The 23,239-nt window shown below is 61.4% G+C and carries 27 protein-coding genes; 10 read left to right on the top strand and 17 right to left on the bottom strand.

The window, feature by feature from the left end; translation table 11 throughout:
* Positions 1-10: 10 nt before the first annotated feature.
* Complete coding sequence (locus tag JOE32_RS06785; protein ID WP_209982585.1) at positions 11-400, bottom strand: AraC family transcriptional regulator; 390 nt, start codon at positions 398-400, stop codon at positions 11-13.
* A gap of 420 nt (positions 401-820) precedes the next feature.
* On the opposite strand from JOE32_RS06785, the gene JOE32_RS06780 reads away from it, so the two are divergent.
* Positions 821-1,408, top strand: a complete 588-nt coding sequence (locus tag JOE32_RS06780; RefSeq protein ID WP_209982583.1) for a LysE family translocator — start codon at positions 821-823, stop codon at positions 1,406-1,408.
* Here JOE32_RS06780 and JOE32_RS06775 read toward each other — a convergent pair.
* The 5 genes from JOE32_RS06775 to JOE32_RS06755 all read right to left on the bottom strand — a co-directional run bounded on the left by JOE32_RS06775 (position 1,350) and on the right by JOE32_RS06755 (position 4,612).
* A complete protein-coding gene (locus JOE32_RS06775; protein ID WP_209982581.1) occupies positions 1,350-2,243 on the bottom strand; it encodes an AraC family transcriptional regulator in 894 nt (297 codons plus the stop codon). The genes JOE32_RS06780 and JOE32_RS06775 overlap by 59 nt on opposite strands.
* Before the next feature lie 60 nt (positions 2,244-2,303).
* A complete protein-coding gene (locus tag JOE32_RS06770; RefSeq protein ID WP_209982579.1) occupies positions 2,304-2,780 on the bottom strand; it encodes a copper chaperone PCu(A)C in 477 nt (158 codons plus the stop codon).
* Entirely contained in the window at positions 2,780-3,385 is a 606-nt protein-coding gene (locus tag JOE32_RS06765) for an SCO family protein (RefSeq protein WP_003239336.1), read from the bottom strand. The genes JOE32_RS06770 and JOE32_RS06765 overlap by 1 nt, the downstream gene beginning before the upstream one ends.
* A 305-nt stretch (positions 3,386-3,690) precedes the next feature.
* Positions 3,691-4,056 (bottom strand): hypothetical protein, encoded by a 366-nt coding sequence (locus JOE32_RS06760; protein WP_209982577.1) that lies wholly within the window; start codon positions 4,054-4,056, stop codon positions 3,691-3,693.
* Positions 4,057-4,135: 79 nt separating this feature from the next.
* A complete protein-coding gene (locus JOE32_RS06755) occupies positions 4,136-4,612 on the bottom strand; it encodes a hemerythrin domain-containing protein (RefSeq protein WP_209982575.1) in 477 nt (158 codons plus the stop codon).
* A 303-nt stretch (positions 4,613-4,915) separates the two neighbouring features.
* Between JOE32_RS06755 and JOE32_RS06750 the strand changes: the two genes are divergently transcribed.
* Positions 4,916-5,122, top strand: a complete 207-nt coding sequence (locus JOE32_RS06750; RefSeq protein WP_209982573.1) for a hypothetical protein — start codon at positions 4,916-4,918, stop codon at positions 5,120-5,122.
* Positions 5,123-5,182: 60 nt separating this feature from the next.
* Here JOE32_RS06750 and JOE32_RS06745 read toward each other — a convergent pair whose 3' ends face one another.
* Together JOE32_RS06745 and JOE32_RS06740 are read right to left on the bottom strand one after the other, a co-directional pair.
* Complete coding sequence (locus JOE32_RS06745; RefSeq protein ID WP_209982571.1) at positions 5,183-5,743, bottom strand: type 1 glutamine amidotransferase domain-containing protein; 561 nt, start codon at positions 5,741-5,743, stop codon at positions 5,183-5,185.
* Positions 5,744-5,773: 30 nt separating this feature from the next.
* A complete protein-coding gene (locus tag JOE32_RS06740; RefSeq protein ID WP_209982569.1) occupies positions 5,774-6,277 on the bottom strand; it encodes a DUF4142 domain-containing protein in 504 nt (167 codons plus the stop codon).
* Between the two features lie 194 nt (positions 6,278-6,471).
* Between JOE32_RS06740 and JOE32_RS06735 the strand changes: the two genes are divergently transcribed.
* Both JOE32_RS06735 and JOE32_RS06730 read left to right on the top strand, forming a co-directional pair.
* The gene (locus tag JOE32_RS06735) at positions 6,472-6,681 is read left to right on the top strand and encodes a hypothetical protein (protein ID WP_209982565.1); all 210 of its coding nucleotides are present in this window, start codon (positions 6,472-6,474) and stop codon (positions 6,679-6,681) included.
* A 72-nt stretch (positions 6,682-6,753) separates the two neighbouring features.
* Complete coding sequence (locus JOE32_RS06730; RefSeq protein WP_209982564.1) at positions 6,754-7,467, top strand: DUF72 domain-containing protein; 714 nt, start codon at positions 6,754-6,756, stop codon at positions 7,465-7,467.
* A gap of 177 nt (positions 7,468-7,644) precedes the next feature.
* On the opposite strand, the gene JOE32_RS06725 is transcribed toward JOE32_RS06730, so the two are convergent.
* Positions 7,645-8,571: an alpha/beta hydrolase gene (locus JOE32_RS06725; RefSeq protein WP_209982562.1), complete on the bottom strand. Its 927-nt coding sequence runs from the start codon at positions 8,569-8,571 to the stop codon at positions 7,645-7,647.
* Between the two features lie 172 nt (positions 8,572-8,743).
* On the opposite strand from JOE32_RS06725, the gene JOE32_RS06720 reads away from it, so the two are divergent.
* Positions 8,744-9,331 carry an NUDIX domain-containing protein gene (locus tag JOE32_RS06720; protein ID WP_209982561.1) on the top strand — a complete coding sequence of 196 codons (588 nt, stop codon included), beginning with the start codon at positions 8,744-8,746 and terminating at the stop codon, positions 9,329-9,331.
* Positions 9,332-9,487: 156 nt separating this feature from the next.
* Here JOE32_RS06720 and JOE32_RS06715 read toward each other — a convergent pair whose 3' ends face one another.
* Entirely contained in the window at positions 9,488-10,360 is an 873-nt protein-coding gene (locus JOE32_RS06715) for an undecaprenyl-diphosphate phosphatase (protein WP_209982559.1), read from the bottom strand.
* A 177-nt stretch (positions 10,361-10,537) separates the two neighbouring features.
* Between JOE32_RS06715 and JOE32_RS06710 the strand changes: the two genes are divergently transcribed.
* A complete protein-coding gene (locus JOE32_RS06710) occupies positions 10,538-11,041 on the top strand; it encodes a GNAT family N-acetyltransferase (RefSeq protein WP_209982557.1) in 504 nt (167 codons plus the stop codon).
* Here the strand turns inward: JOE32_RS06710 and JOE32_RS06705 are convergent.
* On the bottom strand, positions 11,019-11,963 hold the full coding sequence (locus JOE32_RS06705) for a GlxA family transcriptional regulator (RefSeq protein WP_209982555.1): 945 nt from the start codon (positions 11,961-11,963) through the stop codon (positions 11,019-11,021). The genes JOE32_RS06710 and JOE32_RS06705 overlap by 23 nt on opposite strands.
* A 171-nt stretch (positions 11,964-12,134) precedes the next feature.
* On the opposite strand from JOE32_RS06705, the gene JOE32_RS06700 reads away from it, so the two are divergent.
* The 3 genes from JOE32_RS06700 to JOE32_RS06690 all read left to right on the top strand — a co-directional run bounded on the left by JOE32_RS06700 (position 12,135) and on the right by JOE32_RS06690 (position 14,640).
* Positions 12,135-12,764 carry a TetR/AcrR family transcriptional regulator gene (locus JOE32_RS06700; RefSeq protein ID WP_209982552.1) on the top strand — a complete coding sequence of 210 codons (630 nt, stop codon included), beginning with the start codon at positions 12,135-12,137 and terminating at the stop codon, positions 12,762-12,764.
* Positions 12,761-13,438, top strand: a complete 678-nt coding sequence (locus tag JOE32_RS06695) for a type 1 glutamine amidotransferase domain-containing protein (protein WP_003239372.1) — start codon at positions 12,761-12,763, stop codon at positions 13,436-13,438. The genes JOE32_RS06700 and JOE32_RS06695 overlap by 4 nt, the downstream gene beginning before the upstream one ends.
* Before the next feature lie 77 nt (positions 13,439-13,515).
* Entirely contained in the window at positions 13,516-14,640 is a 1,125-nt protein-coding gene (locus JOE32_RS06690; protein ID WP_209982550.1) for an alkene reductase, read from the top strand.
* Positions 14,641-14,945: 305 nt separating this feature from the next.
* Here JOE32_RS06690 and JOE32_RS06685 read toward each other — a convergent pair whose 3' ends face one another.
* From JOE32_RS06685 to JOE32_RS06660, 6 genes are all read right to left on the bottom strand, one after another.
* Positions 14,946-15,944 (bottom strand): NAD(P)H-quinone oxidoreductase, encoded by a 999-nt coding sequence (locus JOE32_RS06685; RefSeq protein WP_209982548.1) that lies wholly within the window; start codon positions 15,942-15,944, stop codon positions 14,946-14,948.
* A gap of 163 nt (positions 15,945-16,107) precedes the next feature.
* Positions 16,108-16,926, bottom strand: a complete 819-nt coding sequence (locus tag JOE32_RS06680) for an alpha/beta hydrolase (RefSeq protein WP_209982546.1) — start codon at positions 16,924-16,926, stop codon at positions 16,108-16,110.
* Positions 16,927-17,031: 105 nt separating this feature from the next.
* Positions 17,032-17,748 carry a phosphatidylcholine synthase gene (gene pcsA, locus JOE32_RS06675; RefSeq protein ID WP_003239175.1) on the bottom strand — a complete coding sequence of 239 codons (717 nt, stop codon included), beginning with the start codon at positions 17,746-17,748 and terminating at the stop codon, positions 17,032-17,034.
* A 150-nt stretch (positions 17,749-17,898) separates the two neighbouring features.
* The gene (locus JOE32_RS06670; protein ID WP_209982544.1) at positions 17,899-18,819 is read right to left on the bottom strand and encodes a class I SAM-dependent methyltransferase; all 921 of its coding nucleotides are present in this window, start codon (positions 18,817-18,819) and stop codon (positions 17,899-17,901) included.
* Positions 18,820-18,882: 63 nt separating this feature from the next.
* The gene (locus JOE32_RS06665; protein WP_209982542.1) at positions 18,883-19,371 is read right to left on the bottom strand and encodes a DUF1289 domain-containing protein; all 489 of its coding nucleotides are present in this window, start codon (positions 19,369-19,371) and stop codon (positions 18,883-18,885) included.
* An 84-nt stretch (positions 19,372-19,455) separates the two neighbouring features.
* Positions 19,456-20,706: a ribonucleotide-diphosphate reductase subunit beta gene (locus tag JOE32_RS06660; RefSeq protein WP_209982540.1), complete on the bottom strand. Its 1,251-nt coding sequence runs from the start codon at positions 20,704-20,706 to the stop codon at positions 19,456-19,458.
* Between the two features lie 417 nt (positions 20,707-21,123).
* Here JOE32_RS06660 and JOE32_RS06655 point away from each other — a divergent pair, with 417 nt between their 5' ends.
* A complete protein-coding gene (locus tag JOE32_RS06655) occupies positions 21,124-23,220 on the top strand; it encodes an EAL domain-containing protein (protein WP_209982538.1) in 2,097 nt (698 codons plus the stop codon).
* Positions 23,221-23,239: the final 19 nt, after the last annotated feature.

Raw genomic sequence — 23,239 nt, 5'->3', positions numbered from 1 at the left:
GCACCGACCACTAGGCGGCGATGACCGGGAGCGAGTGGTGATTTCGCCAGGTCATGGGGTTGACGCCTTCGCTGCGGGTGAAGATGTGGCTGAAGTGCGCCTGATCGCAAAAACCGCATTCCAGGCTGATTTGCGTGAGGCTCAAGGACGACCCGGTGATCAGCTCCTTGGCGCGCTGGATGCGTTGCCGGCGGATCCATTCCTGGGGCGAGAGCCCGGTGGTGCATTTGAACGCGCGGGAAAAATGGCTGCGTGACAGCGCGCAGGCCTGGGCCAGGTCGGCAATCGCCAGGCTTTCGCCAAGGTGGGCGAGGATCAGCTGTTTGGCGATACGCTCGCGTCGCGGGCACAAGCCGCCGGCGGTGGGCGCACGGGGGGCGCAATACTCAAGTCGGGCCATGACGAATATCCGTTTTCGATGGGAGCGTTCCCGGTGAATGGATGCAGTGTAGACGCGCTTGATGATGGTGCCCGGTCACCTGGCTGGCGAGTTAATCGTTGTTAATTTCGCCAGGTGCGTGGCTGCAAAGCACAGCAAAGATGTGCAATGCAAAGCCCGTGTTGCATGGTTACCTGAGTCCTTGCCAATCGTTTGGATACCACCATGAACCGCAATGTGGGAGGGGGCTTGCTCCCGATAGCGGTGAATCAGTCGGTATATCTTTGGCTGGTACACCGCCATCGGGCGCAAGCCCCCTCCCACCGTTGGAATGTTGGGGGGCTCGGGCAATTTTTCAGCAGGGGCATTTTGTTCAATACCGCAGCCGCTGAGCGCCTTACCGTGAGCTATCTCCACCTTCGCTCACAAAAAGGAACCGCAATGAGCCTGATCATTTCCATGGCTGCCTTCGCCCTGGCCACTTCCATCACGCCAGGCCCTGTGAACGTGGTCGCCCTCAGCTCCGGGGCGCGCTTTGGTTTTGCCGCCAGCCAGAAGCATGTGCTCGGTGCGGCCAGCGGTTTTACCGTGCTGTTGGTGCTGATCGGTCTGGGGCTGCATGAGGTGCTGGTGCGCTGGCCATTGCTGACTCAGGTGATTCAATGGGGCGGCGTAGCGTTCCTGCTGTATATGGCGTGGAAACTCGCGACGGATGACGGCCGGCTCGACGCCGATGGCCGCGCCAGCGCGCCGTCGATGCTCTACGGCGCGGTGATGCAGTGGCTCAACCCGAAAGCCTGGCTCGCTTGCGTTGCAGGCATGGGGTTGTTCGTGGCGGATGGCGATGCCGCGCAAGTATGGCTGTTTGCGGCGATCTATCTGGTGATCTGCTACTTGTCGGTGGCGTGCTGGGCCTATGCCGGCACCTTTTTGCGCCGCTACCTGGCCAACCCGCGCGGCGTGCGCGTGTTCAACCGCGTGATGGCCGCGTTGCTGGTGGCCAGTGTGGGTTATTTGCTGATGACTTGAGCGCGTCGCGGTATTGCCCGGGCGTGGCCGCGAAGTGCTGTTTGAAGGCGCGCTGGAAATGCGCCTGATCGGCAAAGCCGGCAGCCAGGGCCACGTCGGCGATCAACTCGCCATTGCGCAATTGGCTGCGGGCAAACTGGATGCGTTGGTTCACCAGGAACGCATGCGGCGTCAGCCCGCAATACTGCTTGAACGCGCGGATCAGGTACGAAGGCGACAGCTCGGCCGCCAGGCAAATGTCCTCCAGCTTCAAGGTGTCGGTGCAGTGCGCGCGGATGTAATCGGCGGCGCGTTCGAGTTTGTGATTGGCCTCGCGCAGCGGCGCCCGCGAAGGGTTCAGGCGCTGCTGCACCTCGGTGAAGTAGCTCACCAGCATGCTCTGTTTTTGCAGGAGTTCGGTCTGTTCATCCACCAGCAGACGGTAGAGTGCGAGCAAGCCGTTGTAGAGCACGGCGTCGCGTGAATAGGGCGTGCTGAAAGGGCGATAACCGCGATCCGTGCTGAAGCCCAATTGATATTGCAGGTTGGTCAACCACGGCGTATCGAGGTAGAGCATGTGGTAGGACCACGGTGTGTTGTCGATGGGGTTGCAGGCATGCACATCACCGGGGTTCATCAACACCACGGTGCCGGCGCTGATCTGGAAGGTCTGCGCGCCATGGTGGTAATAGCTGCGCCCGGTGATGATCGCGCCGATGGAGAAGTGTTCGTGGGCGTGGCGGGCGTACGTCACCTTGCGCCCGTCGGCGATGGTCCGCGCTTCGATGAATGGCAGGCGCGCATCGCGCCAGAAGCGCGGCGCCTGCGTAGGGGCATCAGAGGGCGTGAGCATCATGGCGGCGGCTCCATCGTTGGGCGGTGGCGACACGTCCGGTATCGGTCAGCCACCGGGCGATCAATGCATCTTGCTGTGGTCCATGTGCTCCATGCCATCGAGCCCGCGCACCGGGGCCTGCAGCTGGATCACTTGTTTCTCGCCCTTGGCCGATTCCACCGTGACGGTCAGCGGCACCTGCTCGCCTTCCTTGATCTGCCCGGTGAGGCCCATCAGCATCACGTGGTAACCGTTGGGGTCGAGCTTGACCGCCTTGCCTGCCGGCAGCGCGACCGAATCCACCGGGCCCATGCGCATCACGTCATCCTTCATGCTCATTTCATGGATCTGCACGTCCCTGGCCACTGGCGTCGCCACGCTCACCAGCGTGCTGTCGCTGTCCGCCGTGAGGGTCATGAAGGCGCCGCTGGACGGCTGGCCGGGCACGGTGGCGCGCACCCACGCATCGGTCACCTGGACCTGGGCACTGGCGTGGGCGGCGAGGCCGAGCAGGGCCAGGCCCGCGGTCAGGCGTTTGAGGTGTTGAACGGCAGTCATTAGCAGACCTCCATGACGGTGAGCAGGTCTTCTGCGCACTCTTTAGCGGTAAGGGACGCCTGCAGCCCAAGGCGCAGGTTGCCACGGGTATCGAATACAAAGCTGGTGGCGGTGTGGGACAGAGTATAGGTATCGCCGGCGGGAATCTTTTCATAAAAGATCCCGAACTCCTTGGCCGCCACGGCGATTTCTTCCGGGGTGCCGTACAGCGCTTCGAAGCTGGGGTCGAACGCCTTGACGTATCTGTCGAGGATTTCCGGCGTGTCACGTTCAGGGTCAAGGGTGATGAAGATCACCTGCATGATCTCGCCGTCGCGGCCCATCAGCTTTTTGGCCTGGGCGGCGCGGGCCAGGGTGGTCGGGCACACGGCCGGGCATTGGGTGAAGCCGAAGAACACCACCGGCATCAGGCCACGGTAGGAGCTGAGGGTGACGGTCTCACCCTCGGTGTTCTTGAGCTTGAAGGTACGGCCCATGATCTTGTCGCTCAGGTCCTTGCCGTACTTGAAGTTCAGCCTGGGGCTGCTGTCACAGCCACTGAGCAGGCCCAGGCCCAGCAGGCCCATGCCGGTCAGCACTGTGCGGCGGGTGAATAACGTACTCATCAACGGTGCATCCTGTGTAACGCCCGCCTTGCGCCGAATGGACACATCAGGCTTTGAGCAGCAGGCATTGAAAGAACAAGCGTGGAGGACGCCCAGTCTATCAACCCTGGCCAGCCGGCGTAATCTGCGACGTTCTGCCACAGGTGCAGCGTGCGCGAGTGATTTTTTTAGATGTCAGCGGCGCGGGCGCGCCCAATACACACCGCGCCTGCGCGTTGTGTGACAGGAAAATCACACGGGCAGAATTACCCCGCGCAGGCTTGGGCTGCGCGTGGTGCGGCAACATCTGGAACCATTTTGCCTGTTCAATCAGCCGGACGAGGTTTCTCGTCGTCAGGCGATTGCGAACGCTCTGAAGATTTGGGTGTGTGGGTCTGCGTAGCGTGAGGCTTCTGTGTTTTTACGCGGGTGGTTTTTTTCTTGTCGTGGTCAGAGCGGCTGCCATGCCCGGAGCCCGGTGGCAGGGCAGAACCGCCGTTCAGCGGGGTCGCCGCCGGTCCGACATCATCGCCAAACGCAGCGTATGCCGGGGTTGCCAGGACAGCTGACAAGGCCATGACCAGAAACAGGTTGCGGGATGTGATGGTCTTCATGACGTAATCCCCTCGATCCATTGACTGAAACCCGAACGCTGCCAATGCAGCGCCCGGATCGTATTTCAACCAGATCAAACAATGCTGTCGCCTGATTGGGAACACCTACATGGAGAGCGTAGTGTGAAACCCTTCGACTTCAAGCGGCGATTGCGTATCAGGCCGCCATCGGCTTGGTGCCCATGGTTTTCTTGTAGGCCGCTTTCATGGCTTCCATCTCGGCGCCGAGTTCTTCGAGTATTTCCTTGCCCAGCAGTTTTTTAGCCTGGGGGAACATCTCGCTTTCCTCTTCCTCGATGTGGTGCTCCAGCAGTTCCTTGACCACTTTTACGCGACCGGAGAACTCGGTGGTGGAGGGCTCGGTCTGCTTGAGGTCGGGCAGCACCAGTGAGTCGACGGTACGGTGCTCTTCCTTGGCTTCGTGGTACATGATGTCCTGCTCTTTGCCGCCGGCTTTTCTAAAGGCCGGGTAGAGGATTTCTTCCTCCAGCTTGGTGTGCAGACTGATCTCCATTTCCAGTTTGGCCAGCAACTCGGTGCGTTTTTTTACGCCGCGTTCGGTGGACTCGCTCAATTGGGTCAGCAGGGCTTTGACGCGTTCGTGGTCGGCTTTGAGAAGGTCAATGGCATTCATGGTCGAACCTCACGGATAACGTTCGGGCGCGTCGAAGTGCGCGCCTCGTCCGTAGAAGGGTTGCATCAGGCGTACCAGCTTGCTTTAAAAATAAAACTTATAGGAATCAACAATTTATTTTGAATTCAACGCGGCGCCGTCGTGCACCTTGCATGGTTGCATCACTGGGGGATTGCACAACGCCTGCACCGGCAGCGCTTCATGAGCGTGCAGCGCACGCAGGCGCGAGCGCCGCTCGCAAGAATTCAATGGAACCCTTGGGCGATCTGCTTGACCTAATGCATAGACCTCAGGAGGTGAATCATGCAATTGGAATATATCTGGATCATATTGGCGGTGATTCTGCTGCTCGCAGAATTGTGGGCAATCAATGTGGTGCTGCGCAGCACGGGCGGCTGGGAGACGAAGGGGTTGTGGCTGATCATCCTGATCTTTGTGCCGTTGCTTGGACTGATTGCATGGGCAATGTTCGGTCCCAAGCGTGAGATGGCAGATCATCGCAAAAGCTGAAGTGCTGAGGATTGAATAAAACAGGCGCCGAATGGCGCCTGTTTACGTTGTACCGGGCAATCAGCCTGCGAGTGCCGTGGCAATCGCCTCGTTGAACGCCGGCAGGTCATCCGGTGTACGCGAGGTAATCAAGGTCCAGCCATTGGCCTTGCACTGCTTGACCTCGGTATCGACCCAGCCGGCAGCACCGGCGTTTTCCAGGTCGATACGGACGCTCTTGTACGAGGTCAGCGTCTTGCCTTCGATCACGCCGGCATCGATCAGCGCCCAGGGGCCGTGGCAGATCGCCGCGATGGTCTTGCCGCTCTTGGCAAAATCGTTGATCAGGCGCAGTGCGGCCCGGTCCTGACGCAGGGTGTCGGCATTGACGGTGCCGCCAGGGATGACCAGTGCATCGAAATCGCTGCTGGCCACATCCGACAGCTGCACATCGGATTCCACGCTCTGGTCTTTCTCGGTGTCGCCGACAAAGGTCTGCGTGGTGCCGCCTTTGCTGGAGCCGTGAGTAACCGTAGCGCCGTAACCGCGCAGGGCTTGCAGCGGCTTGAGCAATTCGTCGCGCTCGATACCGGTGTTGGAGGTGATGACAAGGATCTTCTTGCCGTTGAGTTGCGTACTCATGATCAGGTGTCTCCTTGAGTCAGTTATGAATTAATGGGCGTGCTTGGCTTGCAGCTCCCTGGCCATTTTCAGGTGGGCTTCAAGGGTTGGCAGGGTCTTGGTGGCGAAGGCTTTCAGCTCGGCGTTGTCCGAGGAAGCGGCTTCTTTCCTGAACAGTTCGACGGTTTTTTCATGGGCGTCTACCTGGTTGTTGGCGTAGGCCTTGTCGAACGATTCATCACGCATTTCCAGGATGGCTTTCTTGGCCTTGTCGGTCAGCGCTGCGTCATCCGGTACTTCGATGTCGAGTTTTTTCGCCAGGGCCATCAGTTCCTGATTGGCCTTGGTGTGGTCGGTAACCATGTGCTGGGCGAAGGTCTTCACGTCAGCCGAGCTGCTTTTTTCCAGCGCCAGTTTGCCGGCCTCGACTTCGGTGATACCCCCTTGCGCGGCATGGTCGACAAAGTCATTGGACGTGGCGGCCATCGCGGCGGATATCGAGCCTGCAACCAGCACAAAGGTCAGGCCCATTTGTTTCATCAGCAAATTAGTCATGGTGAATCTCCTTGAGTGGGGTGATGCCGTACCTGTTTGTTGAACCGGTGCCTGGGCAAAAGGTTTAAATTTTTTTACAGCGATTTTCCCAACGGTCGGCACTGGCAATTTTCTTGAACCATCGAATTTCGATGGGCTCTGCTGCATAAGCACCCGCCGATTTGGCGGCCTTCAATTGCCAGGAACTATTCACCATGACCGACCACACCACCGCCGATAAAACCCCGGACCCGATCAGCTCTGAAGACGCGCAAAAAGGCACGGCCGGCCCCGCCAAAGGGCAGACCCTGGAGCGCCCGAACGCGAAGACCGAAACCGTCGATAAAGTGCTGACGCCTACCGAGATCAAGGACCTCGAGCGCCAGACCGATGCGATCAATGAACAGCTCGCCAAGGGTCACTGAAATGGCCAGCGCCATCACGGCGTCTGAACCGGGCATCGAGCCTGAGCCAGCCGATGACGTGATGGTGCTGTTTTGACCGGAGCGCTGTTTGTGGGCTGCGCGGGCTGGAGTCTGCCGCGTGAGCACTGGCCGGCGTTTGCCGACGAGGGCAGCCACTTGCAGCGCTATGCGTCGCGTTTCAACGCAGTAGAGATCAACAGTTCGTTTTACCGACCGCACCTGCCCAACACCTATGAGCGCTGGGCGCAATCGGTGCCGTCGGCATTTCGCTTCTCGGTGAAGGTGCCCAAGCACATTACCCATGAGTTGCGCCTGCAGCGCTGCGAAACGGCACTCGATGAATTTTTCGCACAATGCCTGCACCTGGGCGAGAAACTTGGCTGCCTGCTGGTGCAGTTGCCGCCGTCGCTGAGCTACGAGACCGAAGTGGCCGGCGATTTTTTCGAGGCACTGCGCCGACGCTTTGCCGGCGATGTGGTGCTGGAGCCGCGGCATGCCAGTTGGGCGGCGGCCGGGGCGTTGTTGCAGGCGTACCAGATCGGTTGGGTGACCGCTGACCCGGTGGTCATTGATGCTGTCGACGCCTGGCAGGGCGTGCGCTATTGGCGCCTGCATGGTTCGCCGCGCATCTATCACAGTGCCTATGGCCCCGAGCGCGTTGCGCTCCAGGCGCAAGCGTTGCGCCAATCCACTGCCGCCGGCGTGCCCACCTGGTGCATCTTCGATAACACCGCAAGTGGCCATGCCGTGGCCGATGCGCTGTGTCTGCTGGAAAAAAAAACGTAAAAATATAAAAAGAGTTGTCCACGAAAACCGTGGGTATCTCTGTGGATAACTTTGCGAAGGCCCGGCAGGCTTGGCGATTTAAGCTCAGGTTATTATTTGATCAACTTCGGGCGCGGGCCAGCATGGGCAGGGTTGGCGCTTGACACGCAAGCGCGAAGCCAGTGCCGAAAAGCGCAATCAGGAGTCGCCGCCGCGCCCTGTGGACGGTGTGACCACCTGTGCCGGCATCTCGGTTCGCATCAAGGTATCCAGTGCCTCGCGATAATTGCGCCCGGCCAGGCTCAGGCTGTTGTTGTGGCTGGCGCCGGGTACCAGCAACAGCCGCTTGGGCTCGCGCGCGGCGTCAAACAGTTGCTCGCTGAAACGCGGCGGTACATAGCGGTCATCCAGGCCGTGCACCACCAGCAGCGGCATATGAATGTCGGCAATCTTGTCGATCGAATCGAATTTCTGCGAGAGCAACCAGCGCACCGGCAGCGAGGTGTTGGCCACGGCCGTGGCGACATCCGCCAGCGAGGTAAAGGTGGATTCGATCACCAGACCGCGCACGGGCAGAGGGGATTGTCTGCCCAGTTGCGCCGCCAGGTCGATGGCCACCGCGCCGCCCAGGGAATGCCCGTAGATCAGCCGCTTGCCAGGGTCCGGTTGCAGCACCTGGAAGCGCTTCCAGGCGATGCGCGCGTCTTCGTAGACGCTGGTTTCCGAGGGCAGGTCGCCGTGGCTCTGGCCGAAGCCGCGGTAGTCGATGGCCAGCACCGAGTAACCCAGGGCGTGCAACTGTTCGATGCGAAACAGCTGGCCGGTCAGGTTCCAGCGCACGCCGTGCAGGTAAAGGATCGAGGGTGCGTCCTGACGGTCTGCCGGGTACCACCAGCCATGGATATTCTGTCCCGCCTTGAAACTGGCAGGCTTGAGCTCGAATTCCTGCACGGTTTTGGGTAAACCGCTGTACCAGCCGGCGGTGCCCGGTTCGATGCGGAACACCAACTCGCGCTCCTTGTGTTGCAGCACGGCGCACCCCACCGGCAGGCCGACGATCAGCAGAGCCATGCACAGCAGCGCAAACCAGCGCAGGCCCAGGCGGGACAATAAACGTGAAGGCATGAACATTCCTGAAATGAGATGAAGCACGGGTTTTACCAGATGGCCTGCAACGGCAGGGATTAATGCGACAGCCGTAGCGACCGGTTGCTTGCAAGGTGTTGCAAGCTGCTTCAACTTGACGCTGGCAAGACAGCCGCGACATGCTCCACCTCCCACGCACTAAGGCCCGACCATGGACAACAGCCCCGTACGGATCACTGCCGAAGAAACCCTCTCGGACAATTGGTATCTGCTGAAAAAATACACGTTCGACCTGCGCCGCCGGGACGGCAGCTGGCAAGCCCAGACCCGTGAGGTGTACGACCGCGGCAACGGCGCGACCATCCTGCTGTACAACCGCGAGCAGCGCAGCGTGCTGCTGGTGCGCCAGTTTCGCATGCCCACCTTCGTCAATGATTACCCAGGTTTTCTGATCGAAGCTGCCGCCGGTTTGCTGGACAACGCCAGCCCCGAAGAACGCATCCGCCTGGAAGCCGAAGAGGAGACCGGCTACCGCGTCGGCCATGTGGAGAAAATCTACGCGGCGTTCATGAGCCCGGGTTCGGTCACCGAGCGCATTCACTTTTTCCTTGGCGAATATCAGCCGGCCGATCAAGTCGGCGCGGGCGGCGGCCTGGAAGAAGAGGGCGAAGACATCGAGGTGCTGGAGCTGGGCTTCGAGCAGGCGCTGGCGATGGTGCACAGTGGCGAGATTGTCGATGGCAAGACCATCATGCTGTTGCAGCATCTGGAGCTGCGCATGTTGAAGGAAGGCTGGTAATCCAACACCCGAATGTGGGAGCAAGCTCCCACACCGTCCGCTAGGGCTTCAGTATTCAGCGTTGCCTGCCAGTAGTGATCGAGAGCCAGCTACTTGAGGCTGGCGGACTGAGCGTTGAATGTCGCAGGCTTTAAAGGTTTTTCAGTGCAAGGCGGCTCAGCTCAACAGGCCGGTACTGACCGCCACAATTAAAAACACGCCCAGCAGCGCCCGGTAGACCACAAATGGCCAGGTTGAAAAGCGCTCCAGAAACTTCATCAGCCCCCAGATCGCAAAAAATGCCGAAATGCTCGCCACCACCAGCCCGAACAGCAGGTGCGGCCAGGCGTGCGCGGGCAGGTCGGCGTGCAGCAACACCCACAGCTCTTTCAACCCGGCCAGGGCGATGGCGGGCAGGCCCAGCAGGAAGGAGAAACGTGCGGCTTCCTCGCGCTTGAAGTTGAGAAACAGCGCCGCCGTCAGCGTGGAGCCCGAGCGCGATACCCCGGGAATCAGCGCGCCAATCTGTGCAACCCCTACAATCAGCGCATCACGCAGGCGCATCTGGCTGACGTCACGGGTATGCCGGGCGCGCAGCTCGGCCACCGCCATCAATACCGCCATCACCACGCAGGAAAAACCGATCACCATCAGCCCGCGCAACGGCGAGTTGCACGCATTCAGGGTCGAAGACAGCACCAGCCCGGCAATGCAGATCGGGATGGTCGCCAGCACAATCGCTACCGCCAGCTTGAACCAGCGGTCGTTGTAGTCGCCCCGGCGCACCGCGTCGATGCTGCCGGTGGTGACTTGGCGCACGTCGCGCCAGAAGTAACTGACCACGGCCGCCAGCGCCGCCAATTGCATGGCCGCCGAAAACGCCGAGCCCGGATCCTGCCAGCCGAGCAGGGCGGGGACCACGCGCATGTGGGCGGTGGACGACACCGGCAGCAGTTCGGTGATGCCCTGAATCACGCCCAAAAAGAAAATCTGCAGGTAATCCAGGGAGGCAAAGCCGACATCCAGGCCGGCGGTACAAACGTTGGTCACGAGGCATGTCCTTGAGAAGCGCGGGAATCGGCGAAGTTTATTCCAAATGTTTCAGGATGGTGGCCGGCGCCCTCGCTATCTGCATTCCGTTCAGCCAACAGAAAGGATTCACTCGGCATTGGCTTGATGCGAGGTTTTGTGAACAATGGCGCCCTGCGTTATTTCACTGAGAGCCCCATGCCTGAAACCACCGTCGAATTGATCCAGACCGGCCCCGAAGAAGCCGAGTTGATACGCAATCTGTACCAGTACTATGCCTACGAGTCCTCGGACTGGGAGCAGGAGGATGTCGAAGCGGATGGCCGTTTCTATATCCATGACGAACACCTGTCCCGCTACTGGCAAGACCCGCAATGGAGCGCCAACCTGCTGCTGGTGGATGGCTGCATTGCCGGCTTCATGCTGATAGAAGGCAGCGAGCTGGGCCTGGATGCCCTGGAGCTGGCCGACCTGTTCATCCTCAAGCGCTACCGCCGCAGGGGCATCGGCCGCGCCATCGCCACCCAGGTGCTGTGCAGCGGCGAGGCCAACTGGCTGGTGCGCTTTTATGACCAGGATGAAGTGTCACAGGCGTTCTGGCGCACGGTGCTCGATTACCTGCCGCGCCCAGTGCAGGCCCTTGAGCTGGACGATGACCCGCACCTGGTGACTTACCTGATTACGCGGGCGGCGCTGCATTGAAGGCCTGCTGCATCGCTTGAGGCGGTTGCCCGAACGCCCGCAGAAACGCCTGGCGCATGCGCTCGCGGTCGCCGAATCCGGTTTCGCGGGCCACCACCTCAACCGGGTGCCGGCTGGTTTCCATCATCGCCCGCGCGGCTTCCACCCGCAGTGATTCGATGGCCTTGGCCGGCGTCTGCCCGGTTTCTTCGCGAAATACCCGGCTGAACTGGCGCGGGCTGAGCCGGGCGACCTCGGCCAGGGCGTCCACCGACAGGTCATGGGTGAGATTCTCGCGGGCGTAGGCCAGGGCCAGTTGCACGCGGTCGGACTTTGGGTCCAGCTCCAGCAGGGCCGACAACTGCGATTGCTCGCTGCCGCGGCGCTGGGCGATCACCAGCTTGCGCGCGATGCGCCGGGCGAGGTCGCTGCCCAGGTCGTTCTCCACCATGGCCAGGGCCAGGTCGACCCCGGCGCTCATGCCGGCGCCGGTCCATACCTGACCGTCCACCACAAACAGCTTGTCTTCTTCCAGGCGGATGTGCGGATAGCGTTTGCGAAACGCTGGCGCGTGAATCCAGTGGGTGGTGGTGCGCTTGCCCTCCAGCAACCCGGCTTCGGCCAGCACGAAAATCCCCATGCACAGCGACGCCACCCGGCGTGACTGCGCGGACGCGGCCTTGACCAGCTCCAGTAGGTTCGCTTCCGGCAGGCGAAACTCCAGGTAGCCGCTGACGATCAACGTGTCATAACCCTCTGGCCGAAGGGGCGAGGTGTTCACCGAAAAGCCCTGGGACGTCATCACCGCGCCGCCGCTCTCCGACACCAGATGAAACGCATAGGCCGGCTCGCCGCGCAGCAGGTTCGCGCACTCGAACACCGAGCCCAGGCTGAGGCTCAAGGACTGGAAGTTCGGGTAAACCATCAGCGCAACGCTGTGCATCGTTATTCTCCAAGGGGCGCGGGGAGTGAATTGTCGGCGGGCGCCGGGTAAACGGCAACCGACTTCGACCCATGTCCGAAATCCTTGCGGATCTGACATTGTGAGGTTCTGCCACGCTGCCTACCATGGCTTCACGAACTAGACGACTGGTCTAATCGGAGGGAGGCAAGCATGAGCAACGACAGCAGAAGTGCCCGGCAAGTGATTCTCGACAGCGCGCAGCCGCTGATCGGCGCCAGGGGATTTTCTGCGGTGGGCCTGAACGAAATACTGCAGGCCGCTGCGGTGCCCAAAGGTTCGTTTTATCACTACTTCAACTCCAAGGACGCATTCGGTGTGGTGTTGCTCGACACCTACTTCGACAACTACGTGCACGGCATGCAGCAGTTGTTCAGCCAGCCCGACCTGTCCCGGCACAACATGTTGATGCGCTACTGGCAGGCCTGGATCGACAACCAGACCGGCTGCACCGATTCCGGCAAATGCCTGGCTGTCAAACTCGGTGCCGAGGTGTCAGACCTTTCAGAGCCGATGCGCCTGGCCCTGCAACGTGGCACTTCGCGCACCATCGAAGTACTCGCCGAGGGGATACGCGGCGGGGTCGAAGAGGGTTCGCTGACTATCGAGCAATCCCCCGAAGGCCTGGCCCGGCGCCTGTATGCGCTGTGGCTGGGAACCAGCGTCATGAGCAAGATCACCCGCAGCGCCGAGCCGTTTGCCGAAGCGCTGTCGCTGACCCAGCAGTTGTTGGGCAGCCCTGCACACCCTGACATCCACATCGATCGAGGCACTGGAAAATGAAAGTATTAATGGTACTCACCTCTCACGACCAGCTTGGCGACACCGGCCGCAAGACCGGCTTCTGGCTCGAAGAGTTTGCAGCCCCGTATTACGTGTTCAAGGACGCTGGCGTTGAGGTAGTGCTGGCATCCCCGGCCGGTGGCCAGCCGCCACTGGACCCGGTCAGTGATCAACCGGACGCCCAGACCGAGCAGACCCGCCGCTTCGCCGCCGACCCGGCCGCGCAACAGGCCCTGGCCAACACCGTGAAGCTGGACACACTCAACGCGGACCATTTCGACACCGTGTTCTACCCAGGTGGACACGGACCGCTGTGGGACCTGGCCGAGTCACCCACCTCGATTGCGCTGATCGAAGCGTTCGAGCGTGCCGGCAAGCCTATCGGTTTCGTCTGCCATGCGCCGGGTGCTCTGCGTCACGTCAAGGCGGTCAATGGCGAGCCGTTGATCAAGGGGCGCCGCGTGACCGGCTTCTCCAACTCCGAAGAAGCGGCGGTGCAATTGACCGACGTGGTGCCGTTCCTGGTCGAGGACGAGTTCAAGAAGCTGGGCGGCAAGTATGAGAAGGGCGCTGACTGGCAGTCCTTCGTGATTGTCGACGGCCTCCTGGTTACCGGGCAGAACCCCGGCAGTTCGAGCGAAGTGGCCCAGGCCCTGCTCAACCTCACCGCTTAATTCAATTAACCGTTTTATCGCTGGCGACTCGCACGAGTCGCCAACGTTTTCGTTCGTCCCGAATTTGGAATATCGCAATGACTGCCAACGTTTTAAGCACCCCGGTAAAACTGGGCCATCACCTCTTGAACAACCGCGTGGTATTACCGCCGCTGACCCGCCAGCGCAGCGCCCAGCCGGGTGATATCGCCACTGACTTGATGGCCGAGTATTACCGTCAGCGCGCCACCGCCGGTTTCATGGTCAGCGAAGGCACGCAGATCGAACCCCGTGGCCAGGGTTATGCCTGGACGCCGGGCATCTACAGCCCTGCGCAAATCGAAGGATGGCGCAAGGTCACCAACGCCGTACACGCCGAGGGCGGGGTGATTTTTGCCCAGCTGTGGCACGTCGGCCGGGTGTCCCACAATGCCTTGCAGCCCGAGGGTGCGGCGCCGGTGGCGCCGTCGGCGATTCAGGCGCAGCAGGCCAAGGCGTTTATCGCCACCGGCCCGGGGACCGGCGACCTGGTGCAGCCACCGGTGCCGCGCGCGTTGAACCTGCTGGAGATCGACGAGTTGGTCGGACAGTACGCCCAGGCCGCCCGCAATGCGCTGGACGCGGGCTTCGATGGGGTGGAGATTCACTCGGCCAATGGTTACCTGGTCAACCAGTTCATCTCGGCACATTCCAACCAGCGCGATGACCAGTACGGCGGCTCGCTGGACAATCGCCTGCGGTTCCTGCGCGAGGTGGTCGAGGCGGTGAGCCAGGTGGTCGGGCCCGAGCGGCTGGGCGTGCGTTTTTCACCGCTGTTCAGCGGCACCGATCAGGACCGTGTCTACATCGGCCTGGTGGAAGAAGACCCGCACCACACCTATATCGAAGCGATCAAAGTGCTGGAACAGTCAGGTATCGCTTACGTGTCCATTGCCGAAGCCGACTGGGACAACGCCCCCGACCTGCCCGACACCTTCCGCCAGGCCGTGCGCAGTGCGTTCAGCGGCCGCATCATCTACGCCGGCCGCTACACCGCCGAGCGTGGCGCGCGGTTGGTCGAAGCGGGGCTGGCGGACCTGATTGCATTCGGCCGGCCATTCATCGCCAACCCGGACCTGCCGCAGCGATTGTTCAACGGTTGGCCGTTGAACCCGTTGCGTGCTGAAGGGATGTATGGCGGTTCTGAATTGGGCTATGTGGATTACCCGACGTACGCCGAGTAGCACAACTCACTGTGCTGTGATCCATCCCAGATAATCACGCGCCCCTGTGGCGAGCGGGCTCCCGTGGCGAGCGGGCTCCTGTGGCGAGCGGGCTTGCCCCGCGTTGGGGTGCGAAGCGCCCCCTATCAAGCAAAACGCGGTGTACCTGATACGGCTCAGCGTCTGGTTTTGGTGCTGCTGCGCCCCCCAACGCAGGACAAGCCTGCTCGCCACAGGGAATCTGCGCTTAACTGAACGGCATGCCACAGGAGCCCGCTCTCCACTGAGCCCGCTCCCACAGAGGCAGCGGGATTCCCTTACTGGTTTTAAATCACTCGCAGCACGATCTTGCCGATGTGGTCGCCACCTTCCATGCGGGCATGGGCCTGGTCGGCCTGGGTGTAGTCGAACACCTGGTCGATGATCGGCAGGCAGCGTCCTTGCGCCAGCACCGGCCACACGTATTCGCGCAGCTGGTCGGCAATCGCGGCCTTTTCATCGGCGGTGCGTGCCCGCAGCAGCGAGCCGGTGATCACTGCGCGCTTGCTGAGGATGGTCAGCAGGTCGACGTCGTTGGCCTTGCCGCCGCCGAGGAAGCCCAGCATCACCAGGTGGCCGTCCATGCCCAGGGCCTTGAGGTTATTGTTGAGGTAGGAGGCGCCCATGATGTCGAGAATCACGTCCACGCCCTGATTATCGGTTTTCTTGGCGATCACGTCGGCGAAGTCCTGCTCGCGGTAATTGATCGGTTCGGCGCCCAGTTTGGCGATGGCCGCGCACTTGTCGGCACTGCCGGCGGTGGCGAAGGCCTGGATGCCGAACTCGCGGCACAGCATCAGCGCGGTGGTGCCGATGCCGCTGGTGCCGCCATGGATCAGCACGCGTTCGCCGGTGTGGGCATTGCCCAGGCCGAACAGGTTGGCCCAGACGGTAAAGAAGGTTTCCGGGACGGCTGCGGCCTGAATCCAGTCCATGCCCTCGGGGATCGGCAACGCCTGGCCAGCCGGCACCGTGCAGAACTGTGCGTAACCGCCGCCGTTGGTCAGGGCGCATACCCGGTCGCCCAGGCTGTATTGGGTGACACCGTCGCCCAGCGCCACCACTTCACCGGCCACTTCCAGGCCCGGGATCGGGCTCATGCCGGGTTTCATCGGGTATTTGCCGGCGCGTTGCAAGGCGTCGGGGCGGTTGACGCCGGCGGCGTGCACGCGAATCAGGAGGTCACCCGGGCCTGGGGTCGGCACGGCTTCCTGGCGTGGCTTGAGCACGTCAGGTCCGCCGAATTCGGTGATTTCAATCAGGGTCATGGTGTGGGGCAGTGTCATGGAGGGATACCTGTTGCAGTGAGCGTGTGTACTGGGACCGCAGCCTGCGGCGGTTGATTCCAACCATTGTCCAGCAACGGGCAGTGCGCGTCAGCCAGGGATCCGCAGGCCACTGTGGGAGAGAGGCTCCCACAGTGGCTGTGCGTTGCGTGCAAACGGTTGATCAGCGCTGCAGAAACGCCAACAGGTCTTCATTGAGCTGCTGGGTATGGGTCGCGGCAAACCCGTGGGGGGCGTCCTTGTACACCTTCAATTCAGCACCCTTGATCATCTGCGCCGCCACTTTGCCGGTGGTTTCGAACGGCACGATCTGGTCGCCGTCGCCATGGATCACCAGGGTCGGCACCTCGATTGTCGCCATGTCCGGGCGGAAGTCGGTTTGCGCGAACGCAGTGACGCAGTCGACGGTGGACTTGAGCGACGCCAGCAGGGCGATCTGCAGGGTTTGCGCGAGCACGCCCTGGGAAACCTGCTGGCCCTTGTTGATCCCGAAGAATGCGCTGCTGAAGTCGCTGATAAATTGCGCACGGTCCTTCAGCAGGCCGGCCTTGATACCGTCGAACACCTCAGCCGGCACGCCTGTCGGATAGTCCGGCTGCTGGCCGAAGATCGGCGTCACCGCACCCAGCAGCACCAGGCCTGCGACCCGGGCGTTGCCATGGCGCGCGATGTAGCGCGCCACGTCACCGCCGCCCATGGAGAAGCCGACCAGGGTCACGTCCGCAAGGTCCAGGTGCTCGATCAGTTGGGCGATGTCGTCGGCGAAGGTGTCGTAGTCGTTGCCGGTCCAGGGCTGGTCGGAGCGCCCGAAGCCGCGACGGTCAAAGGCAATCGTGCGGTAGCCACGGCTGCTCAGGTACTCCATCTGGTATTCCCACATGTCGGCATCCAGTGGCCAGCCATGGCTGAACAACACGGGCTTGCCGCTGCCCCAGTCCTTGAAGTAGATCCGGGTGCCGTCTTTGGCAACGAATGCGCTCATCTGAAACTCCCTTGTGCATTAAAGCCTGAGTGAAAAAACTGCATCACTATTGCGTTAAATCCGGCACCGGGCTTGTACGGGCGTGCTTCGTTGCGCAATAACGGCTCAACGCCGCGCTTCGAGCCACTCAAGCCCGGTGCGCCACACGCAGATCCCGAGAAAGTACGCCGACATCAGCGACCACAGCCCGAACGTCCACGGGTTGGTGTTGGGGTGGTCCACGACCATCAGGAAACTGCACAGCAGCCAGATAGTGGTGACCGCAATGTTGATCGGCATGAAGCGCTTCACGCGGAACGGGTGCAGGAACTTCATCGGGGTGACGGTCAGCAGGGCCAGGCCGATCACGGTGGTCAGGGTCACCCAGGCGTCCGGCTGGATGATGTAGACGCACAACGCGACCACGTTCCAGGCAGCCGGAAAGCCGACGAAGTAGTTGTCCTTGCTCTTCATGTTGACATTGCAGAAGCAGAACAGCGACGACACCAGGATCACCGACACGGTGAACAGGTGGGTAAATTCCGGCAGGTCGATGTAGCGATAGATAAACAGCGCGGGAATGAACACGTAGGTGAGGTAGTCGATGACCAGGTCCAGCACCGAGCCGTCAAAGCTGGGCAATACCGTGCTGACGTTGAGTTTGCGCGCCAGAGAGCCGTCGACGCCGTCCACCACCAGCGCCAGACCCAGCCACAGCAGACAGGCCTTGGGCGAGTTTTCCAGGAGCGCCAGGGTGGCCAGGAAGGCCAGGACCACGCCGGTGGCGGTAAAGCCATGGGCGCCCCAGGCTTTGAGTCTGGCTACATGCAGGGTCGAGATCACGGGCGTTTCTCCAAAAGGTGTAACAGGGCAGCCGACAACGTGACGCCGTCGAGTCTGGCCGGGGGAATGCAGGTATCGACCGGGAATGGGGGGATAAGGTTCACCACCCCGATCTACCGCTTAGGTTAGCAAGCGTAGGACGTTTCGGCATCAGCCTTGGCGAAACACCAGGGCCTTCAACCCGCTCTGTGGGTCGATATCGGGGAATTCCGGCGGGTTTTCCAGGCGTTCTACAAAGCGCAGGCCCGGTGCTTCGCGGGTGACGCCGTCGATCAGGAAGTCTTCGCCAAATGCCGGATCGTTCATGCAGGCCAGCACCGTACCCTGCGCCGTGAGCAAATCCGGCAGGCGGCGCAGCACGCGCTGGTAGTCCTTGGTCAGCAGGAAGCTGCCTTTCTGGAAGGACGGCGGGTCGATGATCACCAGGTCGTACGGGCCGCTATGAGTGACCTTGGCCCAGGATTTGAACAGGTCGTGGCCCAGAAAGGTGACCTTGCCCAGGTCGTGACCGTTCAGGCGATGGTTGTCGCGACCTCGGCTCAGGGCGCCACGCGCCATGTCCAGGTTGACCACATGGGCCGCGCCGCCTTCGATAGCCGCCACCGAAAACCCGCAGGTGTAGGCAAACAGGTTGAGCACCCGTTGATCCCGGGCCTGTTCGCGCACCCAGTTGCGCCCATAGCGCATGTCGAGGAACAGGCCGCTGTTCTGCTTTTTACCGAGGTCGATCAGGTAGCGCAGGCCGCCTTCGGTGATGGTCAACTCGTCGATGGGCTCGCCCACCAGCCACTCGGTGGTGCTTTGCGGCAGGTAGCGGTGTTGCAGGGCGACGGCGCGCACGCCCAGGGTTGCCCAGTCGATCTGCAACAGTTGCTGTTTCAAGGCGTCCAGCTGCTCGGTCTGCTTGAACAGCGCCACCAGCACCACGCCTTGCAGCCAGTCCACCGTCAACTGCTCAAGCCCCGGCCAGCAGCGGCCACGGCCGTGGAACAGGCGCCGGGTTTCAGCGGGCGCGTCGGCCAGGGCGGTCAGCAAATGGGCGTGCAGGGTGGCGAGTGCGTCTGGGGTCATCGGTGAGCGTCGGTGTTTGAGCGGGCCGCATTTTAAACACAATGACGAGGGGAGTGGGGTGGTTCAGGTGCTGGCGATCAGTGCTGGCCCGAATGACTCCTGCAGAAACCCCGGCGCGATGTAGCGCTCGTAATGGGCCTCCGATAGCAGGAAAAACTCGCGGTCGATCGCATCGCGCAGCTCGCTGAGGCTGCGTTCGCGAAACTCCGGCAACAACGCCAGGCCATAGGCGTCCAAACGTGAAATCACCCGCGCGCCCCGGGCAATCAACTGATAGGCCCAGCAATACGGCGACTGGTGCGGCACATAGCGAATCTTGCGGTCTTCCAACTGCTGGCGCAGGCGCTGGGGGTCGAACACTTCAAGCTTGCTGGTCATCACCTGCACCAGCAGTTGCTCAAGGCGCAGCCACACCGCCTGTTTTTCATCGGCGTTGTAGCCATTCCACTGGATGACTTCGTGGTGATAGCGCTTGCAGCCCCGGCACACCAGGTCACCGTAAACGGTGGAGCACAGGCCTACGCAGGGGGTTTTGATGGTTTGATTGGGCATAAAAGGGTGTACACACGTTTAAAGAACACAGGCTCATGTGGGAGGGAGCATACCCCTCCCACATTTTTCCGGCGCTATGTTGATTCAGTCCCAGCTCAGCGCGCCGCCGGTCTGGTACTCGATCACGCGGGTTTCGAAGAAGTTTTTCTCTTTCTTCAAATCCATGATTTCGCTCATCCACGGGAAGGGGTTGGTCGTGCCTGGGTACTCTTCCTTCAGACCAATCTGCGACAGACGGCGGTTAGCGATGAACTTGAGGTAATCCTCCATCATCGCCGCATTCATCCCCAGCACCCCACGCGGCATGGTGTCCCGCGCGTATTCAATCTCCAGTTGCGTCCCCTGCAGAATCATCTGGGTCGCTTCTTCCTTCATCTCGGCATCCCACAGGTGTGGGTTTTCGATTTTGATCTGGTTGATCACGTCGATACCGAAGTTCAGGTGCATCGACTCATCGCGCAGGATGTACTGGAACTGCTCGGCCACGCCGGTCATCTTGTTGCGGCGGCCCATGGAGAGGATCTGGGTGAAGCCGCAGTAGAAGAAGATGCCTTCCAATACGCAGTAGTAGGCGACCAGGTTGCGCAGCAGCTCTTTGTCGGTGTCGACGGTGCCGGTTTCGAACTTCGGATCGGAGATCGAGCGGGTGTACTTGAGACCCCAGGCTGCTTTTTTAGCGACCGATGGAATCTCGTGGTACATGTTGAAGATCTCGCCTTCATCCATGGCCAGGGATTCGATGCAGTATTGGTAGGCGTGGGTGTGGATCGCTTCTTCGAAGGCCTGGCGCAGGATGTACTGGCGGCATTCCGGGTTGGTGATCAGGCGGTACACGGCCAGCACCAGGTTGTTGGCGACCAGCGAGTCAGCGGTGGAGAAGAAGCCGAGGTTGCGCATGACGATGCGGCGTTCGTCGTCGGTGAGGCCTTCGGGGGTTTTCCACAGGGCGATGTCGGCGGTCATGTTGACCTCTTGCGGCATCCAGTGGTTGGCGCAGCCGTCGAGGTACTTTTGCCAGGCCCAGTCGTATTTGAAAGGCACGAGCTGGTTGAGGTCGGCGCGGCAGTTGATCATGCGCTTTTCGTCGACGGCGACGCGGGCGGCGGAGCCTTCGAGTTCGGCGAGGCCTTCGGCGACGTCGAGTTTGTCCAGCGCTGCCTTGGCGCGGATGATCGCCGCCGAGTCGTTGGCGGTCACGTTGCGCGCTTCAAGGGCGGCTGCGGCGCCGGCACCGTCGAGACGGTCCATGTTGGCTTCACTGGCATGGCCGGCGTTGGCGCCCCTGATGACGGCTTCGCCAGTGTCCTCGTTGTCGACTTCATCCCAACTCAGCATTGAAATATTCCTTTCTGATCGCTTGAAATACTGCACAGAGTGTGGTCGAGAAATACCGATACTGCACACTATGTAGTGGTCTGGCCTGTTAGTGGGCACACTATATGGTGTGTAACCCGGCTGGTCAATGAGCTGCGCGGATTGGGAAATGTGGCAGCGGGCTTGCTCGTGAATGCGCGGTCCCAGTCACTTTGTCTGTGACTGATCCACCGCTTTCGCGAGCAAGCCCGCTCCAACAGTGGGTTTTGCGTGGATCAGATGGAGCCGGCTGTGCTTCGCAAAAGCCGCGCAATTGACGTCAAAAAACCGATAGTGGCGATTTGATAATTAATCGCCTGTTCAAGAATTATTCTCGCTACAATCCGCCGCTTTGCCACTTGGTACGGTCGTGTCAAACCAGTGCCCGCGAGAAGTCCCATGCTGATCGGTAGTTATTCACCCGCCCTTATCGCCATTTCCCTGTGTGTTGCCATCCTTGCGTCCTACACCGCCCTGGACCTCACGGGGCGGATTGCCACGGCCAGGGGCAGCGCCATTTATCTGTGGATTGCCGGCGGTGCGTTGGCAATGGGGGTGGGCGTATGGTCGATGCATTTTATCGGAATGCTGGCCCTGCGCCTGCCGTTTGCTCTGGGCTTTGATGTGGGCATTACCGCGCTGTCGCTGTTGATCGCCGTGCTGTCCAGCGGCTTTGCGTTATGGCTGGTCAGCCAGCCGCGTCTGCCCGTCTGGCAATTGGCATTCGGCGCGCTGATTATGGGCGCCGGTATTGCCAGCATGCACTACACCGGCATGGCTGCCATGCGCATGACGCCCGGTATCGATTACGACCCCACGCTGTTGGGTGCCTCGCTGCTGATCGCGGTGATAGCGTCCGGCGCGGCGTTGTGGATTGCGTTCAACCTGCGGCGCAATACCCCTTATGTGCGGCTGGCGCGAGGCGGTGCGGCCATGGTGATGGGCATCGCGATTGTCGGCATGCACTACACCGGCATGGCCGCGGCGCGGTTTGCCGACGACAGTTTCTGCGGCGCAGCCTTGACCGGCCTGAGCGGCAGGGGCCTGGACAATCTGGTGTTGGTCACGTCGCTGGCGGTGCTGCTCATTGCGCTGCTCACCTCGCTGCTGGACGCCCGTCTGCAGGCGCGTACCGCCGTGCTCGCCCATTCCCTGGCCCTGGCCAACCAGGAACTGACCCACCTGGCCCTGCATGACATGCTCACCGGGCTGCCCAACCGGACCTTGCTCGCCGACCGCATTGCGCAGGCGATGCAGGCGGTAAGGGAGCAGGGCGGTTGCTTTGCGCTGATGTTCATTGACCTGGATGGTTTCAAACCGGTCAACGATGCCTTTGGCCATCACTTGGGCGACCTGCTGCTGCGCGACGTCGGCCAGCGCCTGCGCGAGGACCTGCGCAGCCAGGACACCCTGGCGCGTATCGGCGGCGATGAGTTCGTGCTGCTGGTGCAACTGACGCAGCCGGCCGACGCGTTGGGCCTGGCCGAGCGCCAGGTGGTGTTGATCAATCGCGCATTCCAGGTGGCCGAGCATGACCTGAAAATTTCCGCCAGCGTCGGCATCGCCCTGTTTCCGGGCAATGGCAACAGCCCTCAGGAACTGTTGATGAACGCCGACGCCGCCATGTATCACGCCAAGGGCCTGGGCAAGAACGGCTACAGCTTCTTTGAAGCCTCGATGAACACCAACGCGCGCAAGCAACTGCAACTGTTGCAGGACCTGCGCAACGCCCTGGAGCTCGAGCAATTTCAACTGTATTACCAGCCCAAGTTCGACGCGGTCACTGGCATGCCGGTCGGCGCCGAGGCGCTGCTGCGTTGGGAGCACCCGCAACAGGGCCTGCTGCTGCCCGTCAGTTTTATCGAACTGGCGGAAAAGACCGGTCTGATCATCCCGATCGGCGAGTGGGTGCTCAATGAAGCCTGCCGCCAGATGCGCACGTGGTACGCCCAGGGCTATGAAGACTGGCGCATCGCGGTCAATCTGTCGGCGTTGCAGTTCGGTCATGCCGGGCTGGTCAAGAGCGTTGCCGTCGCGCTGGCACGTCACCAGTTGCCGGCCAACAGCCTGACCCTGGAAATCACCGAGACCACGGCCATGAGCGACGCCGATGCGAGCATGACAGTATTGCAGCAGCTCTCGGAGATGGGCGTCGACTTGTCCATCGACGATTTCGGCACCGGCTACTCGAGTCTCATGTACCTCAAGCGCCTGCCGGCCAACGAACTGAAGATCGACCGCGGTTTTGTACGCGACCTGGAGCACGACAGCGACGACGCCGCCATTGTGTCCGCCATCGTTGCACTGGGCCAGGCGTTGGGCCTGCGGATTGTCGCCGAAGGCGTGGAGACCGATGCGCAGCAGCATTTCCTCACGCGGCTGGGGTGCAACGCGCTGCAAGGCTACCTGCTCGGCCATCCGTTACCGGCGGCAGGCTTCATGGCCGATATCCAGCGCGCGCAAGCATTCCTCGAGCCTGACAAATACCGGGCGTGACGGTTACTCTTGGATCCAA

The organism is Pseudomonas sp. PvP025, assembly GCF_017832155.1.
In the GTDB taxonomy this organism is placed as follows: Bacteria; Pseudomonadota; Gammaproteobacteria; order Pseudomonadales; family Pseudomonadaceae; genus Aquipseudomonas.
Note: the sequence above shows the minus strand (reverse complement) of the source record. Positions and strands in the feature narration are given on the sequence as shown.

Excerpts from the sequence above, each read along its gene's own strand:
- JOE32_RS06785 (WP_209982585.1), bottom strand. The coding sequence starts at position 400 with ATGGCCCGACTTGAGTATTGCGCCCCCCGTGCGCCCACCGCCGGCGGC.
- JOE32_RS06780 (WP_209982583.1), top strand. The coding sequence starts at position 821 with ATGAGCCTGATCATTTCCATGGCTGCCTTCGCCCTGGCCACTTCCATC.
- JOE32_RS06775 (WP_209982581.1), bottom strand. The coding sequence starts at position 2,243 with ATGATGCTCACGCCCTCTGATGCCCCTACGCAGGCGCCGCGCTTCTGG.
- JOE32_RS06770 (WP_209982579.1), bottom strand. The coding sequence starts at position 2,780 with ATGACTGCCGTTCAACACCTCAAACGCCTGACCGCGGGCCTGGCCCTG.
- JOE32_RS06765 (WP_003239336.1), bottom strand. The coding sequence starts at position 3,385 with ATGAGTACGTTATTCACCCGCCGCACAGTGCTGACCGGCATGGGCCTG.
- JOE32_RS06755 (WP_209982575.1), bottom strand. The coding sequence starts at position 4,612 with ATGAATGCCATTGACCTTCTCAAAGCCGACCACGAACGCGTCAAAGCC.
- JOE32_RS06750 (WP_209982573.1), top strand. The coding sequence starts at position 4,916 with ATGCAATTGGAATATATCTGGATCATATTGGCGGTGATTCTGCTGCTC.
- JOE32_RS06745 (WP_209982571.1), bottom strand. The coding sequence starts at position 5,743 with ATGAGTACGCAACTCAACGGCAAGAAGATCCTTGTCATCACCTCCAAC.
- JOE32_RS06740 (WP_209982569.1), bottom strand. The coding sequence starts at position 6,277 with ATGACTAATTTGCTGATGAAACAAATGGGCCTGACCTTTGTGCTGGTT.
- JOE32_RS06735 (WP_209982565.1), top strand. The coding sequence starts at position 6,472 with ATGACCGACCACACCACCGCCGATAAAACCCCGGACCCGATCAGCTCT.
- JOE32_RS06725 (WP_209982562.1), bottom strand. The coding sequence starts at position 8,571 with ATGCCTTCACGTTTATTGTCCCGCCTGGGCCTGCGCTGGTTTGCGCTG.
- JOE32_RS06720 (WP_209982561.1), top strand. The coding sequence starts at position 8,744 with ATGGACAACAGCCCCGTACGGATCACTGCCGAAGAAACCCTCTCGGAC.
- JOE32_RS06710 (WP_209982557.1), top strand. The coding sequence starts at position 10,538 with ATGCCTGAAACCACCGTCGAATTGATCCAGACCGGCCCCGAAGAAGCC.
- JOE32_RS06705 (WP_209982555.1), bottom strand. The coding sequence starts at position 11,963 with ATGCACAGCGTTGCGCTGATGGTTTACCCGAACTTCCAGTCCTTGAGC.
- JOE32_RS06700 (WP_209982552.1), top strand. The coding sequence starts at position 12,135 with ATGAGCAACGACAGCAGAAGTGCCCGGCAAGTGATTCTCGACAGCGCG.
- JOE32_RS06695 (WP_003239372.1), top strand. The coding sequence starts at position 12,761 with ATGAAAGTATTAATGGTACTCACCTCTCACGACCAGCTTGGCGACACC.
- JOE32_RS06690 (WP_209982550.1), top strand. The coding sequence starts at position 13,516 with ATGACTGCCAACGTTTTAAGCACCCCGGTAAAACTGGGCCATCACCTC.
- JOE32_RS06685 (WP_209982548.1), bottom strand. The coding sequence starts at position 15,944 with ATGACACTGCCCCACACCATGACCCTGATTGAAATCACCGAATTCGGC.
- JOE32_RS06680 (WP_209982546.1), bottom strand. The coding sequence starts at position 16,926 with ATGAGCGCATTCGTTGCCAAAGACGGCACCCGGATCTACTTCAAGGAC.
- JOE32_RS06670 (WP_209982544.1), bottom strand. The coding sequence starts at position 18,819 with ATGACCCCAGACGCACTCGCCACCCTGCACGCCCATTTGCTGACCGCC.
- JOE32_RS06665 (WP_209982542.1), bottom strand. The coding sequence starts at position 19,371 with ATGCCCAATCAAACCATCAAAACCCCCTGCGTAGGCCTGTGCTCCACC.
- JOE32_RS06660 (WP_209982540.1), bottom strand. The coding sequence starts at position 20,706 with ATGCTGAGTTGGGATGAAGTCGACAACGAGGACACTGGCGAAGCCGTC.
- JOE32_RS06655 (WP_209982538.1), top strand. The coding sequence starts at position 21,124 with ATGCTGATCGGTAGTTATTCACCCGCCCTTATCGCCATTTCCCTGTGT.